This window comes from Pararhizobium qamdonense (genome assembly GCF_029277445.1).
GTDB lineage: Bacteria > Pseudomonadota > Alphaproteobacteria > Rhizobiales > Rhizobiaceae > Pararhizobium > Pararhizobium qamdonense.
In genome coordinates, this window is record NZ_CP119566.1 from 3730595 (window position 1) to 3749052 (window position 18458).

At 60.3% G+C, this 18458-nt stretch carries 19 protein-coding genes; 9 read left to right on the top strand and 10 right to left on the bottom strand.

All coding sequences use genetic code 11. The annotated features are described in order from the left end of the window. Window positions 1–71 precede the first annotated feature (71 nt). Window positions 72–2987 carry an isoleucine--tRNA ligase gene (gene ileS / locus PYR65_RS18315; RefSeq protein WP_276119011.1) on the bottom strand — a complete coding sequence of 972 codons (2916 nt, stop codon included), beginning with the start codon at window positions 2985–2987 and terminating at the stop codon, window positions 72–74. Window positions 2988–3330: 343 nt separating this feature from the next. On the opposite strand from ileS, the gene PYR65_RS18320 reads away from it, so the two are divergent. Continuing rightward, complete coding sequence (locus tag PYR65_RS18320; RefSeq protein WP_276119012.1) at window positions 3331–3582, top strand: DUF1902 domain-containing protein; 252 nt, start codon at window positions 3331–3333, stop codon at window positions 3580–3582. Further along, complete coding sequence (locus PYR65_RS18325; RefSeq protein ID WP_276119013.1) at window positions 3582–3779, top strand: type II toxin-antitoxin system HicA family toxin; 198 nt, start codon at window positions 3582–3584, stop codon at window positions 3777–3779. The genes PYR65_RS18320 and PYR65_RS18325 overlap by 1 nt, the downstream gene beginning before the upstream one ends. Before the next feature lie 52 nt (window positions 3780–3831). On the opposite strand, the gene PYR65_RS18330 is transcribed toward PYR65_RS18325, so the two are convergent. The 4 genes from PYR65_RS18330 to chrA all read right to left on the bottom strand — a co-directional run bounded on the left by PYR65_RS18330 (window position 3832) and on the right by chrA (window position 7481). Beyond that, window positions 3832–4071: a BrnA antitoxin family protein gene (locus PYR65_RS18330; protein ID WP_276119014.1), complete on the bottom strand. Its 240-nt coding sequence runs from the start codon at window positions 4069–4071 to the stop codon at window positions 3832–3834. 13 nt (window positions 4072–4084) lie between these two features. Then, entirely contained in the window at window positions 4085–5083 is a 999-nt protein-coding gene (locus PYR65_RS18335; protein ID WP_276119015.1) for a bifunctional riboflavin kinase/FAD synthetase, read from the bottom strand. A 48-nt stretch (window positions 5084–5131) separates the two neighbouring features. Next, entirely contained in the window at window positions 5132–5980 is an 849-nt protein-coding gene (locus PYR65_RS18340) for a TIGR01459 family HAD-type hydrolase (protein WP_276119016.1), read from the bottom strand. A 124-nt stretch (window positions 5981–6104) separates the two neighbouring features. Further along, on the bottom strand, window positions 6105–7481 hold the full coding sequence (gene chrA / locus PYR65_RS18345; protein WP_276119017.1) for a chromate efflux transporter: 1377 nt from the start codon (window positions 7479–7481) through the stop codon (window positions 6105–6107). Between the two features lie 169 nt (window positions 7482–7650). On the opposite strand from chrA, the gene groES reads away from it, so the two are divergent. The 3 genes from groES (at window position 7651) to PYR65_RS18360 (ending at window position 10689) form a co-directional block, all read left to right on the top strand. Further along, window positions 7651–7947: a co-chaperone GroES gene (gene groES, locus PYR65_RS18350; protein ID WP_060635888.1), complete on the top strand. Its 297-nt coding sequence runs from the start codon at window positions 7651–7653 to the stop codon at window positions 7945–7947. Between the two features lie 66 nt (window positions 7948–8013). Further along, a complete protein-coding gene (gene groL / locus PYR65_RS18355; RefSeq protein ID WP_060635889.1) occupies window positions 8014–9657 on the top strand; it encodes a chaperonin GroEL in 1644 nt (547 codons plus the stop codon). A 582-nt stretch (window positions 9658–10239) separates the two neighbouring features. Continuing rightward, on the top strand, window positions 10240–10689 hold the full coding sequence (locus tag PYR65_RS18360; RefSeq protein WP_060636226.1) for a hypothetical protein: 450 nt from the start codon (window positions 10240–10242) through the stop codon (window positions 10687–10689). A 15-nt stretch (window positions 10690–10704) separates the two neighbouring features. On the opposite strand, the gene PYR65_RS18365 is transcribed toward PYR65_RS18360, so the two are convergent. Both PYR65_RS18365 and PYR65_RS18370 read right to left on the bottom strand, forming a co-directional pair. Next, window positions 10705–11922, bottom strand: a complete 1218-nt coding sequence (locus tag PYR65_RS18365; protein WP_276119018.1) for an NAD(P)/FAD-dependent oxidoreductase — start codon at window positions 11920–11922, stop codon at window positions 10705–10707. A gap of 127 nt (window positions 11923–12049) precedes the next feature. Next, window positions 12050–12757: a glutathione binding-like protein gene (locus tag PYR65_RS18370; RefSeq protein ID WP_276119019.1), complete on the bottom strand. Its 708-nt coding sequence runs from the start codon at window positions 12755–12757 to the stop codon at window positions 12050–12052. Window positions 12758–12895: 138 nt separating this feature from the next. Here PYR65_RS18370 and PYR65_RS18375 point away from each other — a divergent pair, with 138 nt between their 5' ends. Both PYR65_RS18375 and PYR65_RS18380 read left to right on the top strand, forming a co-directional pair. Beyond that, window positions 12896–13159: a ribbon-helix-helix domain-containing protein gene (locus PYR65_RS18375; protein ID WP_276119020.1), complete on the top strand. Its 264-nt coding sequence runs from the start codon at window positions 12896–12898 to the stop codon at window positions 13157–13159. A gap of 5 nt (window positions 13160–13164) precedes the next feature. Then, window positions 13165–13488, top strand: coding sequence for a type II toxin-antitoxin system RelE/ParE family toxin (locus PYR65_RS18380; protein WP_276119021.1), 324 nt, complete (start codon window positions 13165–13167; stop codon window positions 13486–13488). 15 nt (window positions 13489–13503) lie between these two features. On the opposite strand, the gene hisG is transcribed toward PYR65_RS18380, so the two are convergent. From hisG to hisS, 3 genes are all read right to left on the bottom strand, one after another. Next, window positions 13504–14202, bottom strand: coding sequence for an ATP phosphoribosyltransferase (gene hisG / locus PYR65_RS18385; RefSeq protein WP_060635893.1), 699 nt, complete (start codon window positions 14200–14202; stop codon window positions 13504–13506). Continuing rightward, window positions 14199–15356, bottom strand: a complete 1158-nt coding sequence (locus PYR65_RS18390; RefSeq protein ID WP_276119022.1) for an ATP phosphoribosyltransferase regulatory subunit — start codon at window positions 15354–15356, stop codon at window positions 14199–14201. The genes hisG and PYR65_RS18390 overlap by 4 nt, the downstream gene beginning before the upstream one ends. A gap of 264 nt (window positions 15357–15620) precedes the next feature. Continuing rightward, window positions 15621–17102: a histidine--tRNA ligase gene (gene hisS, locus PYR65_RS18395; protein WP_276119023.1), complete on the bottom strand. Its 1482-nt coding sequence runs from the start codon at window positions 17100–17102 to the stop codon at window positions 15621–15623. 582 nt (window positions 17103–17684) lie between these two features. Here hisS and PYR65_RS18400 point away from each other — a divergent pair. After that, complete coding sequence (locus PYR65_RS18400; protein ID WP_276119024.1) at window positions 17685–18086, top strand: hypothetical protein; 402 nt, start codon at window positions 17685–17687, stop codon at window positions 18084–18086. A 127-nt stretch (window positions 18087–18213) separates the two neighbouring features. Beyond that, window positions 18214–18432, top strand: coding sequence for a hypothetical protein (locus tag PYR65_RS18405; RefSeq protein WP_060635897.1), 219 nt, complete (start codon window positions 18214–18216; stop codon window positions 18430–18432). Window positions 18433–18458 lie beyond the last annotated feature (26 nt).

Genomic DNA, 18458 nt, shown 5'->3' on the forward strand with positions numbered 1-18458 from the left:
TAAATCCGCCGATTTTCAGGCAGGTTTACCGGATGAAGGCCAATTACGCAATTCACCCGGTAAACAATCCCTTAAGAAGCGTAGCCAAGTTCACGCAGCGCCAGCGCATCGCGCGCCGACACATCGGGGAACGCTGCATCGGAGCCGACATCGGCGGTGATGCGCCAAGACCGGGCGCATTTGACGCCTTCTGCCAGAACCGGCTCGACGCTGACGGAAGCGACATCGTCAAGCTTGAAGGCTTGCTCCGGGCCCGTACCGGCAACGATCGTCACACCGGACGTGATGCAGATTTCCGCCAGATCCTCGCCGTCGAGGGCCGCCAGCAGATCGGCATCGCCGATGTGAACCACGGGGGCGGCTTCGAGCGACGAGCCGATCCGCTTGTCGCGGCGTTCCACTTCCAGCGCGCCGGTCACCACCTTGCGCACCGTGCGGATCTTCTTCCACTTCTCGGCCAGCGCCTCGTCGCGCCATTCGCCGGGCACGGCCGGGAATTGTTCGAGATGGACGGAGACCGCCTGGGGATCACGCGACAGCCAGGCTTCTTCCGTGGTGAACGGCAGAACCGGGGCAAGCCAGGTGACGAGGCAATCAAACAGCTTGCGGATGACCACAAGGCTCGCACGGCGGCGCGGGCTCGAGGGCGCATCGCAATAGAGCGCGTCCTTGCGGATATCGAAATAGAAGGCCGACAGCTCGATGTTTGAGAAATCGATCAGGGCACGGGCGATGCGCTTGAAATCGAAGGCGTCATAACCTTCGCGCACCAGCTGGTCGAGTTCCGACAGGCGGTGCAGCATCAGGCGCTCGAGTTCCGGCATATCGGCAAAGGCAACATCGTCGCCGCCTTCTGCGCCCTTGTCATGCGCCAGCGTGCCGAGCATCCAGCGGATCGTGTTGCGCAGTTTGCGATAGCTGTCGATATTGGTCTGGATGATCGCCTTGCCGAGCCGCTGGTCTTCCCAGTAATCGGTGGTGGCGACCCACAGGCGCAGGATATCGGCGCCCGATTCCTTCATCACGTCCTGCGGGGCAACGACATTGCCCTTGGACTTCGACTGCTTCTCGCCCTTCTCATCCATCGTGAACCCATGGGTGACGACGGCATTGTACGGCGCACGGCCACGCGTCGCGCAGCTTTCGAGCAGCGACGAATGGAACCAGCCGCGATGCTGGTCGGAGCCTTCGAGATAGACATCGGCCGGCCATTTCAGGTCGGGGCGGTCTTCGAGCGTGAAGGTATGGGTGCAGCCACTGTCGAACCAGACGTCGAGGATGTCCATGACCTGGATCCATTTTTCATGGTCATGATCGCTGCCGAGGAACCGGTCCTTGGCGTCTTCCGCAAACCAGGCATCCGCACCCTCGGCCTCGAAAGCCTCGATGATGCGGGCATTGACGGCCTCATCCACCAGAACTTCGCCGTCAACGTCGGCAAAGACAGCGATCGGCACGCCCCAGGCGCGCTGGCGCGACAGGACCCAGTCCGGGCGGTTTTCGATCATCGCGCGCAGGCGGTTCTGCCCGGCGGCCGGCACGAAGCGGGTATTGTCGATGGCCGAGAGCGCGCGGTTGCGCAGCGTCGTGCCGTCGGCAAGGTCCTTGTCCATATAGACGAACCATTGCGGCGTGTTGCGGAAGATGATCGGCTTCTTCGAACGCCAGGAATGCGGATAGCTGTGCTTCAGGCGGCCGCGGGCAAACAGGGTCTTTGTTTCGATCAGCGCCTTGATGACGAGATCGTTGGCATTGCCCTTCTTGCCGTTGTCATCCATGACGCGGCCGGCGCCACCGTCGCGATCCGGGCCGAAACCGGGCGCATCGGCGGTGTAGAAACCGACATCATCGACGGTGAAGGGGATTTTCGAAGAGATGCCGCGCGCTTCCAGAGCCCGGGCGTTGTCCATCCAGGCCTCGAAGTCATCGGCACCGTGTCCTGGCGCGGTATGGACGAAACCGGTACCGGCCTCATCGGTGACGTGGTCGCCAGCGAGCAGCGGGACCTTGAAGGTGTAACCAAGATGCGCCAGCGGATGGGCGCAGGTGATCGCGGCCAGTTCGTCGGCCGAAACCTCACGGACCAGTTTCAGCGTCACCTTGGCCTTGGCGGCGCACTCTTCAGCCAGGCGCGTTGCGAAGATCAGCTTTTCCCCCGGCTGCGGGCCAAAGTCGTTTTCGGCACTTTCGACCTCGAACAGGCCATAGGGATAGCGCGCCGAATAGGCGATGGCGCGGTTGCCCGGGATGGTCCAGGGGGTCGTGGTCCAGATGACGACGAAAGCGTCCGCGAGGCTTTCGGGCCCTTCCAGCACCGGAAACTTCACCCAGATCGTGTCGCTCTCGATATCGGCATATTCGACCTCGGCTTCCGCCAGCGCCGTGCGTTCGACGACCGACCACATGATCGGCTTGGAGCCGCGATAGAGCTGGCCGGACTTGGCGATCTTGAGGAGTTCGCCGGCGATGCGGGCCTCGGAGTGGAAGGCCATGGTCGTATAGGGATTGTCGAAGTCGCCCTCGATGCCCAGGCGCTTGAACTCGGCCGACTGGATCTTGATCCAGTTGGCGGCGAAGTCGCGGCATTCCTGGCGGAATTCGTTGACGGGAACCTCGTCCTTGTTCTTGCCCTTGGCGCGATAGGCTTCCTCGATCTTCCATTCGATCGGCAGGCCGTGGCAATCCCAGCCCGGAACATAGTTGGAATCAAAGCCGCGCATCTGGAACGAGCGGGTGATGATATCCTTCAGGATCTTGTTGAGCGCATGGCCGATATGGATATTGCCGTTGGCATAGGGCGGGCCGTCATGCAGCACGAATTTTTCGCGGCCGGCGGCAGAGGCGCGCAGTTGTCTGTAGAGGCCCATTTCCTGCCAGCGGGCAACGGTTTCCGGCTCCTTCTGCGGCAGGCCGGCGCGCATCGGGAATTCGGTTTCGGGCAGATAGAGCGTCTTGGAATAATCGAGTGTTTCTGAGGTCACGGTCATGGTTTTTGCAATCACTTGTGAGCGCGTGTCGCCGCGCATGCGGACGGGATGTCTTCAAAGGGGATAACGGTGGCGCTCAGAGCGAACGCCGAAAACCCGGACCTTCCGGCGGCAATCAAAGCGCTGGGAAGGCCGGGCCAATAATTCGCTGATCACGTATCAATCGACGATATCGGGTCATGGTGGCGGTTGTTTAAGCGGTTTTTACGCGAAAAGGAAGATGACAACGGCAAAGTTTCAAAGAACGATACGCGGATGGCGATGGAATGGGGATTTAGGACTATTATATGATATTAGAGCCGGTCACGAATTACCGGTGGCACGTTCGATGCGGGAGCAGCATATGGTCAAGCGGACATTTTTTGTGAAGGCGGTCTGGGACCCGGAAGCACGGGTGTTTTACTCGCAAAGTGATATCGAAGGCTTCCATATCGAGGCCGATACAATCGATGAATTCGAAGACATCATTTTCGATACGGCTATTGACCTGATTGTCGCCAACCATATGAGCTTACCTGATCTTGCCGGCACGCCGTTACGTGAGCTCATTCCAGCCATTCTCTGGCAACGACCAGAGGTACCGGCGGCGGCATAATGGCTCAAGGATATTACAAGGCCGTCTGCGATATCCTTGCTGCACTTGGCTATGAGTATCTGATGAATGCCAAAGGCTCGCACGAAAAGTGGCAATCACGTGCCACAGGCAAAATGGTTCTCGTTCCGCGCAACCTGAAAAGCCGCCATACGGCAAATGCCATTCTCAAGACAGCAGGTTCTGACCGAAAACTTTGACCTGGCTTTGATAGAAAAGCCCGCAAATCGCAATTGGTCAGTCGCAGTCCCCTCAATCCTTCGGGTTCGCCAGCATCACGGCGCGCAGGGCGTCGTTGATGCGGTCCTGCCAGCCGGGGCCGTCGTCCTGGAAATAGTGGAGGACGGCGCTGTCGAGCTTGATCGACACGAGTTCCCTGGTTTCGGGCAAGGCGCGTTTTTCGGCGGCGGGTGCCGGTGCTTTCTTGACCGGCTTGAACAGGGCTTCGGCGGCATCCATGGCGCTGACGGGGCGGCGGGGCGTGGTGGCCATCGGGATCATCCTTTTAGGAATTTGCATCCGCAGCGAATGCGATTTTTCTGTCGATCATACTGAGCGGCCTGACGCCGGATAGCAATGCGCGCGCTTCGGCATCGTCCTTTTTCATCTGCACCACCAGCGGATCGAGACCGTCGAATTTCAGCTCGTCGCGCAGATGGCCGAAGAAGGAGACCGAACAGACTTCGCCGTAGAGATCGCCGGAAAAGTCAAAGACGAAGGTTTCCAGCAGGGCAATGCCGTTGCTGGCGACCGTCGGGCGCTTGCCGAAGCTGGCAACGCCATCGTGAATGCTGCCGTCGGCGCGGCGGAAGCGCACGGCGTAGATGCCGTTTCTCAGTTCGACTTCCGGCGGAAGCTGCATGTTGGCGGTCGGATAGCCCAGCGTGCGGCCGAGCTTCTTGCCGTCGATGACTTCCGATTCCACCGTATAGCGGTAGCCGAGCAGGCCGGCCGCCTGCGATACGTCACCCTCGCCCAGCAGCGAACGGATGTGGCTGGAGGAAATCACTGCGGCACTTTCGTCGCGGAACGCATCGACCAGCGTCACGCCAAAGCCGTTTTCACCGCCAGCAGCCATCAGGAAGGCCGGGCCGCCTTCCCTGCCCTTGCCGAAATGGAAATCGAACCCGGTGACCACATGGCTGGCATGCAACCAGTCCATCAGGATCGAGCGGATGAAATCGGATGCGGACAGCTGCGAAAACGTCCGGTCAAACGGATATTCGATGACGGCTGCAAAGCCCATGCCTTCGAGGATGCGGGCCTTGAGCGGCGCTGGCGTCAGGCGGAACACCGGCTGGTCGGGGCGAAACACGCTGCGGGGATGCGGCTCGAAAGTCAGCACCAGGGCGGGCACGCCGCGCTTTTGCGCTTCCTCCAGCGCCCTGTCGAGTACCGACTGATGGCCGCGATGCACGCCATCGAAATTGCCGATCGCGATGACCCCGCCGCGCAGGGCTTCCGGAAGGGGTTCGCGGGTTTCGTTGCGATGAAAAACCGTCATGTCCGTGCGCCAGCCATCTCTTCAGTCAAAGTCGATCACGCCAATCCGTCACGAGAGCCTGGGCATCCACCATTTCGGCGTGGCGCCCTCGCTCTTCAGGAATGCCGTCAATTTGGCCTCATCGGTCTTTTCGCCGATCATATATTCGGCGGCATGAATACCGGCGCTGATATAAAGCAGGTCGAGGCCGAAATCCTGGGCGCCCTTGACGTCCGTCGGCATGCCGTCGCCGACAGCGATCACCCGCGTCAGGTCGAGCCCGCCGCGCACGGCCTTGGCTTCCGACAGGGATGCGCGGTAGATCGGCACATAGGGTTTGCCGGAAATCCGGGTTTCGCCGCCCAGTTCCTCAAAGACCTTGGCGATGGCACCGGCGCAGGGGATCAGCTTGTGGCCACGCTCGACGACGAGATCGGGGTTGGCGCAGATGAACGGAACCTTGCGCTTGGCAAGGCTGGACAGCGTGGCGCGGTAGTCTTCGGCCGTCTCGTGTTCGTCATCGAAAAAGCCGGCGCAGACGACGATCTCGGCTTCCTCGGACGAAACCAGGTTGACGCCGAGACCTTCGAGCAGCGGCAGGTCCCGTTCGGCGCCAATGAAATACACCTTCTTGGGTCCAGCCGAAATCAGCGCGCGGGTGACGTCGCCTGATGTGACGATGCGGTCATAGGCGCTGTCTGGCACGCCAAGGCCGCGGATCTGGACGATGACGCCGGGATGCGGGCGCGGCGAATTGGTGATGAGAACGACGGTCAGGCCTTTGGCGCGCGCTTCGGTCAGCGCCTCGCAGGCCCCCTTGAAAGCCTCCACGCCATTGTGCAGCACGCCCCAGACATCGCACAGCACGACATCATAGCGGCTGGCAATGTCGCGAAAACTGTTGATCCGAACGGCCATGCTGGCTTCCCGCAGAAAAGAAATGGTCGGGCTGACATCGCAGGCAGGCGGTAAAAACACAAGTCTTCATCGGGAAAATGGCGGCGGAATTCCAAGGTTTCCGGCGTCAGACAGGTCCTGGACGCTAAAATCCGCGCACCAGCCAACCGGCAACCGCGCAGATGGCGAGCGTCAGCACAACGCCGCGCTTGAAGAAAAACAACAGCACGGCAGCCAGAAGCGCGAGGCAAAAGGACGCCGGCTGGAACGTGTCCCAGACGGGGAGCGGCATGGAAACCGGGCCGATCTCCAAACGCCCCACGCCGGAAAAAACCACGTGCAGGCCGAACCAGACGGCCAGATTGAGGATGACGCCGGTGACTGCCGCCGAGATTGCCGACAGCGCGCCCGACAGCGCCCTGTTGCTGCGCAGGGTCTCGACATAGGGGGCGCCGAGAAAGATCCAGAGGAAACACGGCACAAACGTCACCCAGGTCGCCAGCGCCGCGCCGAGCATGCCCGACAGCAGCGGCTCAAAACCAAGCGGCGCGCGAAACGCGGCCATGAAGCCGACGAAGGACAAAACCAGCACCAGCGGGCCGGGCGTGGTTTCTGCCAGCGCCAGGCCATCGAGCGATTCGCCGGGTTTCAGCCAATGATAGGTCTCCACTGCCTGCTGCGCCACATAGGCCAGCACCGCATAGGCGCCGCCAAAGGTGACCACCGCCATTTTCGAGAAGAACAGTCCGATATCGGTGTAGACGGTAGAGAACCCGAACGCTGCGCCGATGACGAGGAATGGCGCGATCCACAGGAGAAGCCAGGTGGAGAGAACCTGGAATGTGCGCGTCCAGCTTGCCGCACCTCCGCGAAAACTGCCGTCGATGACCGATGGACGGTCGGCAAGCGCCTGTTTTGCCGCCGCCGCAACGGCCTTTTCGCCCGTTGCCGGCTGCAGGCGCGTGGCGACGTATCCGGCGATGCCGGCAACCAGGACGACAAGCGGAAACGGCAGATTAAAAAAGAACAGCGCGGCAAAGGCGAGCACGGCCACGAGGAGCGCGAACCGCGTTTTCAACGCCCGGCGGCCGACCCGGATGACGGCCTCGATGACGATGGCCAGCACCGCCGCCTTCAGGCCGAAGAACAGGCCGGTCAGCCAGTCCGTCTGCTGAAACAGCGCATAGGCCGACGACAGGCCGAGAATGACGAAAAAGCCGGGAAGGACAAACAGCAGTCCCGCGGCGATGCCGCCGCGCGTGCCATGCAGCAGCCAGCCGATATAGGTGGCGAGCTGCTGGGCTTCCGGCCCCGGCAACAGCATGCAGAAATTCAGCGCATGTAAAAACCGGCTTTCCGAAATCCAGCGGCGTTCCTCCACCAGTTCGCGGTGCATCAGGGCGATCTGGCCTGCCGGGCCGCCGAAACTCAAAACACCGATCCGCGCCCAGACTTTTGCAGCCTCAGCGAAGGACGGATGGGCGGGTGTCACATTCAGGTCGTGTTGTTGGGGCAAGAGCATGCCGGTCAGATAACCATGATCGATGAAATATTTTCGATAGGCCGTTCTTGACTCATCTCGCGGCCGTCCTTATCTCCAAGCCGCTAGCACTCAGACAAGAGGAGTGCTAACATCCATCCATCGGATCGCAAAGACGATCCGTGAAGTCATTTGATCGAGGGATTAGACAATGACAAGCACCAATTTCCGCCCACTGCATGACCGCGTCGTCGTACGCCGTGTCGAGTCTGAAGCAAAGACCAAGGGCGGCATCATCATTCCAGATACCGCCAAGGAAAAGCCGCAGGAAGGCGAAATCGTCGCCGTCGGCACCGGCACCCGTGACGACAAGGGCACGCTCGTCGCGCTCGACGTCAAGGCTGGCGACCGCGTTCTGTTCGGCAAGTGGTCGGGCACCGAAGTCAAGCTCAACGGCGAAGACCTTCTGATCATGAAGGAAGCCGACATCATGGGCATTATCGGCTGATCCAGCCGGTTTCCACCCGTTTACTTTCCATAAAACCAATTGGGCACCAGCCCGGGAGTTTTTAACATGGCAGCCAAAGAAATTAAGTTCGGCCGTACCGCGCGCGAAAAGATGCTGCGCGGCGTCGACATCCTCGCAGACGCAGTGAAGGTCACGCTCGGTCCGAAGGGCCGTAACGTCATCATCGACAAGTCCTTCGGCGCACCGCGCATCACCAAGGACGGCGTTTCCGTCGCCAAGGAAATCGAACTCGAAGACAAGTTCGAAAACATGGGCGCCCAGATGGTCCGCGAAGTTGCTTCGAAGACCAACGACATCGCCGGTGACGGCACGACGACGGCGACCGTTCTCGCCCAGGCCATCGTTCGCGAAGGCGGCAAGGCCGTTGCAGCCGGCATGAACCCGATGGACCTGAAGCGCGGCATCGACCTCGCTGTCGCAGCCATCGTCAAGGACCTCGTTGCCAAGGCCAAGAAGATCAACACTTCGGAAGAAGTGGCCCAGGTCGGCACGATCTCCGCCAATGGCGAAAAGGAAATCGGCCAGTACATCGCTGAAGCGATGCAGAAGGTCGGCAATGAAGGCGTCATCACGGTTGAAGAAGCCAAGACTGCCGAAACCGAACTCGAAGTCGTCGAAGGCATGCAGTTCGACCGCGGCTATCTCTCGCCTTACTTCGTGACCAACCCAGAAAAGATGGTTGCCGAGCTGGAAGACGCTTACATCCTTCTCCATGAGAAGAAGCTCTCCAACCTGCAGGCCATGCTTCCGGTTCTCGAAGCCGTCGTTCAGACCGGCAAGCCGCTCCTGATCATCTCGGAAGACGTCGAAGGCGAAGCGCTTGCGACGCTCGTCGTCAACAAGCTGCGTGGCGGCCTGAAGATCGCTGCCGTCAAGGCTCCGGGCTTCGGCGATCGCCGCAAGGCCATGCTCGAAGACATCGCGATCCTGACCGGTGGCCAGGTTATCTCCGAAGACATCGGCATCAAGCTGGAAAACGTCACGCTCGAAATGCTCGGCCGTGCGAAGAAGGTTTCGATCTCCAAGGAAAACACCACCATCGTTGATGGCGCTGGCAAGAAGGCCGAAATCGAAGGCCGCGTTGCTCAGATCAAGGGCCAGATCGAAGAAACCACATCCGATTACGACCGCGAAAAGCTGCAGGAACGTCTTGCCAAGCTCGCTGGCGGCGTTGCCGTCATCCGCGTCGGCGGTGCGACCGAAATCGAAGTGAAGGAAAAGAAGGACCGTATCGACGACGCGCTGAACGCAACGCGCGCTGCCGTTCAGGAAGGTATCGTTCCTGGTGGTGGTACGGCTCTGCTGCGTGCCTCGATCGTTCTCGACCTCAAGGGCGCAAACGACGATCAGACCGCCGGTATCTCCATCATCCGCAAGGCACTTCAGTCGCTGGTTCGCCAGATCGCTGAAAACGCAGGCGATGAAGGTTCGATCATCGTTGGCAAGATCCTCGAAAGCAACACCGACAACTTCGGCTACAATGCCCAGACCGGCGAATTCGGCGACATGATCGCCATGGGTATCGTCGATCCGGTCAAGGTTGTCCGCACAGCCCTGCAGAATGCAGCTTCGGTTGCTTCGCTGCTGATCACCACGGAAGCCATGATTGCCGAACTGCCGAAGAAGGAATCGGCTGGCGGCGGCATGCCTGACATGGGCGGCATGGGTGGCATGGGCGGCATGATGTAATCAGGCGTCAGCCTGTTACGAAGCCATCTTCCGGACATCCGGAACGGGAAAGGGCGAGCCGCAAGGTTCGCCCTTTTTTTTGGGCGCGTAATGGTGGCAAAGACCCAGCCTCATCCTCTGATCGCTCCCCATTCCCCGATCATTTTCTGATTGAACCGGGGATCATAGCTGCAATCTCTAATCTTTCTCCCGGACTGCAAAATATTTGTCACAAGCCCATTGAAGCGGCTGAAAAAGCAATTATAACAGCGCACCAAGTGAACCACAGAGTCACGAGGGGTCTAAAAGACCGGAAGAATTGAAGACACACTATATCAATTTTTCCGTATTAACTGTTTACCCAACATTCCTTTGATCCCAGACCGCAAAGCCTATAGATTTTCCTCGCGTACAATTTGTTTTGTCTTGCTGCACCCTGGCAGGACCTTAAAGTTGAGCTTTCCTTTTTCTGTCGCAGGCCTGCCCCGGATTTCTACTGAAATTGCCGTTTGGTTATGCTGCAAACTGGAAATTGTTTCTTGAAAACCCTTTATGGGAAGAGACGAATGAATTTCGGATTTTGTGAATATTCCGGGGCCTGCCTTGTTTAAAATTGCAAGAACAGGTCTGTCACAGCCGCCGGGCGCGGAGTCCTTTGCGCATGGCGAAAGCGGGCTGGAAGCGCTCGGTCAATTCTGCTTCTCCGAAGCCTGGTCGGGTGATCTATCGAACGGGCTCTTTCGTCTCGGCGACAGCGCTGCTGCCATGCACGGCCTCAGCCATTCGGAATGCGGCCTGCTCAATCTGGTGCGCTGCTATGACAGCGCCGACCGCAATCATGTTCTGGCGCTGTTCGAACAGGCGGCGACGACCTCCTCGTCCTTCTGCTTTTCGACGACGATCATTCTCTCATCCGGCCAGAAACAGCCGGTTTTCTGCATCGGCGAATCCACCGGGCTGGAACAGCGCTATTCCGGCGCGATCACCGGCGTGTTCTTCTTTCCACGCTTCCAGCTGGAAGCGCGCAGACATGTTTTCACCCGCCATCAATAGGACAATCGCCGGCTGCTACGGCAGCAGCGTCTTCAAATCTGTCTGGGGATCTTCCAGACGGGCGCGGTCGGGCGTGAGGCCGAGGTCGAGCAACTTCTTGCCGGTGACATAAGCCTTAGCATCGTTGAGCGCATCGACGGCAACCAGATTGCCGGCCGTGAAATACCAGACGGAAACACTGCCCTCGCGCTGTCCCTTGCGCACCACCGTCTCGTCATGCCCGTGGCCGAAACCGGCGATCTGCAGCTTGACGTCATACTGATCCGACCAGAACCAGGGTTTTGGATCATAGGGCGCTTCTCCACCGGCGAGCAGAGCCGCCACGGCCTCGGCCTGATCGACGGCGTTCTGCACCGATTCCAGCCGGATGCGCATGTCCTTCCACGGCAACACGGCGCAATCGCCCATCGCATGGATCGAAGGGTCGGACGTGCGGCCGAAACCATCGACGATGATGCCATTGGCGACGTCGAGACCCGCAGCCTGCGCCAGCGCATCATTGGCGGTGACGCCGATGCCGACGATGACGAGATCGACCGGGATGGTGGAACCATCTGTCAGTTCCGCTGATGTTACCCGGCCATCGGTGCCGACCAGGCGGACAAGGCCCGTGCCTTCGCGGATATCGACGCCGCGCGAGGTGTGGATATCCTTGACGAGATAGGATGTGGCAACGGATGCGACGCGCTGCAGGATACGGTCGGCCATTTCGATGACGGTGACATCCAGCCCGCTCGAGCGCGCCACCGCCGCTGCCTCCAGCCCGATATAGCCGCCGCCGATGATCAGCGCATGTTTGCCGGGCTGCATTTCGCCGGCAAGCCGGTCGGCATCGGTGAAATCGCGCACCACGAAAACGCCCTCGAGGTCGCCGCCGAGACTGGCTGGCAGCTTGCGCGGCGTCGAGCCGGTGGCGAGCGCCAGCACGTCATAGTCCAGCGTCGAACTGTCGCTGAGGGTGACCGTCTTGGCCAGACGATCGATCGCCGTCACCGACGTGGAGAGGTGGATGTCGATATTATGCTCGGCGTACCAGCTTTCCGGCCGGTAGAGCAGCCGGTCCAGATCCATCTCGCGCAGAAGGTATTTCTTTGACAACGGCGGCCGCTGATAGGGGTGGCTGGCTTCTGCCGCCACGATCGTAATCGGGCGCTCGTCCTTCAAAGCCCGCAGCTTCGCCACCAACGCAAAAGCGGCCTGACCGCCGCCCACCACAACAAGTCTGCCTGTCACGTTTGTTCCACCCGTCGAGAATGCTTCTTTTCCTCAGACGTAGCCTGTCCGCCCGAGTGCCGTCAACTCAGGCAGACAATGTGTAGATTGGGGTGTAGATTGGGTGTGGATCGGGGCATGCGCGCGATCAGTCGCGCTTGGGAATTTCCATGCCCTTCTGGACAGCCGGCCGGGCGAGCGCACGATCGACCCAGGCCATGACGTTCGGGAAGCTCTCATATTCCAGCACATCGGCTGCGCCATAGAATTTGCGGGCACCCTCGATCCAGGAATAGGTGGTGATGTCGGCGATGGTATATTGATCGCCCATCAACCATGTGCGTCCTTCAAGGCGGCCTTCCAGCACGCTGAGAAGCCGCTTGGCTTCATCCCGGTAGCGTTCCATCGGATAGGAATTGTTGGCGACCTTGTCGGCGGCGAATTTGAAGAAATGGCCGAACTGGCCGAACATCGGCCCGACGCCGCCCATCTGGAACATCACCCATGCCAAGGTCTCGTAGCGCCCGGCCGCATCGGCAGGAATAAGCTTGCCGGTCTTTTCGGCGAGATAGACGAGGATGGCGCCGGATTCGAACAGGCCGATCGGCTTTCCGTCCGGGCCATTCGGATCGATGATCGCGGGAATGCGGCCGTTGGGATTGAGCGACAGGAATTCCGGCGTTTTCTGGTCATTGGTGCCAAAGGAGACCAAGTGCGGCTCATAGGCCAGACCAAGTTCTTCAAGCGCGATCGAAACCTTCACGCCATTTGGCGTCGGCAGCGAATAGAGCTGGATGATATCGGGATTTTTGGCAGGCCAGCGGGTGGTGATCGGAAAGGAACTGAGATCGGCCATGAGGAACTCCTTGAGGTGGGAATTCGAATATAAGACAGTCGTGTCCAAAATGTCAGGGTGAGGTTTTGGAAATTTTGGAGGTTTGCTCCAGGGGGATTTTATCCTACTCTGCCACCCAGCAAACTTTGGAGCTGCCTCATGGTGGAGAAACTGAGCATCACGCTTCCCTCCGAAATGGTCGATGCGATCAAAAGCCGCGTCGAAGCCGGGTCCCACGCCTCGACCAGCGAGGTCATTCGCGAGGCAATGCGGACCTGGCTGCGCCTTGAAGAAGAGCATGAAAAGCGTCTGGAAGGATTGCGGGCCCGGGTAAAACATTCACTCGAAGACTCCCGGCCGAATCTGACCGGTCAACAGGTGCGCGCGCGGCTCGACGCGCTTTATGCAAAACACAATGGTTGAGCACAATGCAGCGGCTTCCGGTCGAGTATCGCACCGATGCGGTTGAAGATATCGAGCGGCTGTTCGACGACGTCCTTCAAGCCAGTTCCGATGCGGTGACGGCCGCCCGGTTCACCGACCGGGTGTTCGAACGCTGCGAGAAAATTGGCGATGCTCCCTTTGGTGGTGTCTCAAGAGACGATCTGGGTCCGGGCATCCGGATCGTCCCCTTCGAGCGCAAGGCCGTTATTCTCTACGTCGTTGAAAACCAGGTGGTCTGGATCACAAATGTCTTCTGGGGCCGCCGTGACTATGCTGCGGTGCTGGGTCAGACTTTAAAGGATGAGTGATGCCAAGCCGTTGGGCTAAGCGACCGCCGCCTGCACCGCCTCGATAATCCTTGTCACGGCCGGGTCGTCCGCATGGCCGGCCTTGCGGGCCCGCACCAGGCAGGCCTGCGACCGCAGCATGATGCCGTCAGAGAGGATCTTCAGGTGGTTGGCCTTCAGGGTCGAGCCGGTCGAGGTGATATCCACGATGATATCAGCGGAGCCGGAGGCCGGCGCGCCTTCGGTGGCGCCCAGGCTTTCGACGATGCGGTAGAGCTGGATGCCATGCTGGGAGGAGAAGAACTGCTGGGTCAGGCGCCAGTATTTGGTGGCGATTGCCAGTCTGCGGCCATGACGGGCGCGGAAATCGGCGGCGACATCGCCGAGATCGGCCATCGTATCCACATCGAGCCAGATCTCCGGGACGGCGACGACGACATCGGCATGGCCGAACCCAAGCCGGGCGCAGAATTCGACGCGGGCATCGGCTTCCGACAGTCCCTCGCGGATCAGGTCTTCGCCGGTGACGCCGAAATCGATCGAGCCTGCGCCAATTTCGCGCGAGATTTCCGATGCGGACAGAAAGGCGATCTCGACATCGTCGAGACCTTCGACACGGCCGCGATACGACCGCTCGTTGCCGACGGCGACGATTTTCAGGCCTGCCTTTTCGAAGATGGCGGAGGCATCGTCCTTCATCCGGCCTTTGGAAGGCAGCGCGATGGTGATGGTCATTGGGCGGCCTCCGGTTTGTGCGTGGCGACGCTGTGCGGCGTGGCAAGGGCCTGTTCCATCCGGTCGAGCCAGAGCGCGAAGCCGACGGCCGGAATGCGTTCCCTGGCGCCCAACAGCGTCATCAGCCGGTCAAAACGGCCACCACCGGCCAGCACTGCCGGGGAGCCCTCGACGGCGATCTCGAACACCATGCCGGTATAATAATCGAGCGGACGGCCGAAGGCGGCGCGGTAGGCGAGCGCTTTTGCATCGACCCCGGCATTGCCGAGTGCGGCGACGCGGGCATCGAACCGCGACAGGGCGCCATCAAGTGTCAGGCCGGATTTTTCCGCAAATGCAAACAAAGCTGCCGGCGCATCCGCAAGCGGCATGTTGAGAGAGAGGAATTCGCGCAGGACGGCGAGCGTGCGGCCATCGAGCGCTGTTTTTTCGAGCGCCCGCTTTTCCTTCAGCCGCGCTGCGATTTCCTTCGGGCTGCGGCTGGCATTGGTGGAATAGCCGGTCGCCTCCATCGTCTCGTCGAGATGGGCAATCAGCATGGCCTCGTCGCCGGACGACAGCAGCGCCTCGATCTCCGCGCTCAGCCCCGTCACCGGCTGCGGGCGTGAGAGCCGCGTCAACAGCGTGTCGATCTGGGCGGGATTGCCGAAGGCGTGGATCAGCCGCTTCTGCCAGCCGGCGGGCAGGCCGCAGGCGGCAACGACCGCCTCGAACACCGATTGATCGCCCAGCGTCACGTCGAGCTTTTTGCCCGGCAGGCGCGCAGTCAGGATCGCGATGGCATCGCTGATGGCGCGCGCGTCGGCGCTTGCCACATCGGTTTCGCCGAGATCCTCGATGCCGGCCTGGTAGAATTCATTGGCCCCTTCCCGCCGCTGGCGGAAGATCTCGCCGAGATAGGAGTAACGCTGCGGCGTGCCGGTGGCGGTCTCGATATGGCGCAGGCAGACGGGAATGGTGAATTCCGGGCGCAGGCACAGGCTCTTGCCGGTCTCGCTTTCGGTCATGAAAATACGGCGGCGCAGGTCCTCGCCGGCCATATCGAGGAACGGCTCGGCCGGCTGGATGACCGGCGTATCGACGCGCACGGTGCCCAGCCGCTCGAAATCCGCGAGAAGATCAGCGGCAAAGGCTGGAAGGTTGATCAGGGGCATGGGACACTCGCAAAGAAGGTGGGTGCGGAAATGCCCCTCCCCAACCCTCCCCACAAGGGGGAGGGAGTTAATCTGCCGAACCGGCCGTTTTCCAGATTTAAAACTCTGGGGGTGGCACTCCGCCAGATCTGGCCAAGCCTCGCTCTCGACGGCTGTCCGGCATCGGTTGTCGTAACTGATGCGGCCGGCGCACACGAAACCACTCCCTCCCCCTTGTGGGGAGGGTTGGGGAGGGGTCTCATCACCGGCACGATTTTAAGCATCTCAGCTACGCGCCCGGTCTTCTGCCTGCCCGGCCAGCATTTCGCGCACCTTGGCGACGAGGTCTGTCTCCGGCACCGAGACCTGGGCGACGCGGGCTTCGCGCCATGCCGTGTTGTCCTCGATCTCGCCCGACAGGCGCTTGCCCTCGATCAGGTCTTTGATCTGCACGAGGCCCTGCGCGCGTTCGTCGCCGCCCTGGATGATGGCGAGCGGCGAGCCGCGGCGGTCGGCATATTTCAGCTGGTCGCCAAAATTCTTCTTGTTGCCCTGGTACATTTCGGCGCGGATACCGGCATGGCGCAGCGCCTGGGTGAACTGCTGGTATTTGCCAAGGCTCTCAATATCGCGGTCCATGACGCAGACGACGACCGGGGCGATGAGCTCTTCCATGCCGAGCTTGCCAAGGTTCTTCAGCGCCGTCATCAGGCGCGAGACGCCGATGGAAAAGCCCGTTGCCGGAACCGGCTGGCCCATGAAGCGCGAGACCAGGCCATCATAACGGCCACCGCCGCCGACCGAGCCGAACACGACCTTTTCGCCCTTTTCATTGGTGACGGCGAATTGGAGTTCGGCTTCGAAGACGGGGCCAGTGTAATATTCGAGGCCGCGAATGACAGAAGGATCTATTTTAATACGATCTGGACCATAACCGGCGGCTTGAACGAGTTGTTCAATCGTTTGCAGTTCCCCATGCCCTTCAGCGTACAGAACACTTGTTGGATGCACTTTATCATCCTTTAGGTAGCCAACGATGAAAGCAATCTGTTGCGCAGTCAGGCCCGCGCCCTTGGTAAAATCTCCGGATTCATCCTTCCGGCCTGCGCCAAGGAGCAATTCGACGCCCTCAAAACCGAATTTGTCGAGCTTGTCGATCGCTCGCAGAACACCCAGTCGCCGTCCAGCATTTTCGTCTCCACCAAGGTCGGCGGATTCCATAACACCGTCGATGACCTTGCGGTTGTTCACCCGGATCACATAATCGCCGCGCGCAATGCCGAGCGCTTCCATCGTATCGGCCATCATCATGCACATTTCGGCGTCCGCCTGGACGCCGGCAGCGCCGACCGTATCGGCGTCGAACTGCATGAACTGGCGGAAGCGGCCGGGGCCGGGCTTTTCGTTGCGGAAGACATAGCCGGCGCGGTAGGTGCGGTAGGGCAGCTGGATATCGTTGAAATTTTCGGCGACATGACGGGCAAGCGGCGCCGTCAGGTCGTAGCGGGCGCTCATCCACTGCTCGTCATCGTCCTGCAGCGAAAACACGCCTTCGTTCGGGCGGTCGCTGTCGGGCAGGAATTTTCCAAGCGCATCGGTATATTCGAACAGCGGCGTTTCGACGGGATCGAAGCCGTAGCGCTCATAGACTTCGCGGATCTTTGCGGTCATCTCGTCGACGGCGCGGATATCGGCGGCGGAGCGATCGACGAAACCGCGCGGCAGGCGGGCTTTCAGCTTCTGTGGCTTCTTCTTTTTGTCGTTCATGGCAACAGCACTTTCAGCGTCGACCGGTCCTGCCGATCCGTCATGGGAATTGGCGCTTTCCCTATCCGATCAAGGCCAAGGCGGCAAGTCTTTGCGCCGCTGGCAGCCTATCCAGGCCCTTATCCAGGCCATGAATAATGCCGCCCCTGACCACCGTTGCCTCTGACGCGGGAACGGGAGCGCGGGGTACCGCCAACCAACGCCCCTGCCCCGGATGGGAAACGGCCGCGCCCGGTCCCTCTATGTCATGCACCAGCCCGCCTGACATTGCCGGTCGGGCTCGACCGGAAATAGCACTTGAACACGTTTTTTCATGAAATCAGGAGTTGTACATGGCAATTTTTATGGGTTAAAGAAAGGACCGATATTCTATCGCCGCTGTTTATGCGGCGGCATTGCCAGACTATTTTCTTGACGACGATGAAGACCAATTTCGACCGCCTGCACAGGGGCGGCAAATCCGTCATCCGGCGCATGTCCACCTGCCGGCAAGGCCCTCTTTGATGGTGGCCCGAAACGCGCAATGGACCTGTCTCAGACCTGAAAATTCCGCGCGCAGGCGGCCATTGAAGATGGAAGAGCATGCTCAGATTCGTGAAACCCGGCTTCGGTACGATCCTTCCCGAGGACGCGCGCGCCCATGAGGAATGGGTCGCCGAACTGACGGCGCATGATTATGTGATGGAGAGCTGGCACTGCGATCTCTCCAGCGGCATTTTCCGCCTCGGCAAGATCGGCCAGCGTGTTCATGCGCTGGAACACGGCGTTTGCGGATTATTGGACATCATCCGCGCCTATGCGGACAACCATCGCAAAATCGTGCTCAGCATTCTGGAAGAGGCAACATCGTCCGCCTCATCCTTTTGTTATTGCACGCAGAGTTCCAAAGGCCCGCTATACTGCATCGGCACATCCTCGATCAACGCAGCTGATGCCAGCGGGCGGATGCAGGGGGTTTTCGCGTTTTCAAACGCGGCAAGCTGACGGCGCGCGCATTGCGGGCCTGATGGTGCGGGAACAGGTCTGCAGCAGCAAAAACCCATGCTTTTAGGGGATGTTGACCGCAGGCGGCCTTGGGCACATAATTTCCTCCAGTGCGTGGGAGGACGTCATGAAGGTATTCAAGAATATCGCAGGCATCGTCATCATCTTGCTTGGCGGGTTATGGATCCTGCAAGGGTCCAACATCATTCCCGGCATGGCCATGTCCGGCAGCGGCGAATGGCTGGTGATCGGCGCCATGCTGGTGATCTTCGCCATCGGGCTGCTCTACCAGAACAACCGTCCGAAAACCCGGATACACGGCATGCCGGGCGACGATCTGTTGTAAAGACAGTCAACCGCCGGGGCGCCGTT